Here is a 275-nt window from a genome sequence, read left to right on the forward strand (position 1 = left end):
AACTCGACTAACGCATGATGCGCAGCTCATATCCTCAACAAAAAAATTGTATTCAACTGTTTTCATTTGATGCATCCCTTAACTGTCTTTGTTGATCGTTAATTTTAACTGCATGATAACCTGCTTTGTCTACTGCCGACATTAATGTTTCTAATTCAACATTGGCATTAGTGTTAACGGTTGCTTTTTTTGTAGCAAGATTAACACTGACGTCAATCACACCATCAATCTTCTTTAGTGCTTTCTCAACTCGACTAACGCATGATGCGCAGCTC

General features: G+C 37.8%; 1 protein-coding gene. It reads right to left on the reverse strand.

Features of this window, described 5'->3' with window-relative positions; translation table 11 throughout:
• Positions 1-52: 52 nt before the first annotated feature.
• A partial coding sequence (locus H3T96_RS14680) for a cation transporter (protein ID WP_144093591.1) occupies positions 53-275 on the reverse strand: 223 nt, incomplete at its 5' end.

The sequence above is a fragment of the Gilliamella sp. W8136 genome (assembly GCF_016101285.1).
GTDB classification, from domain to species: Bacteria; Pseudomonadota; Gammaproteobacteria; order Enterobacterales; family Orbaceae; genus Gilliamella; species Gilliamella apicola_N.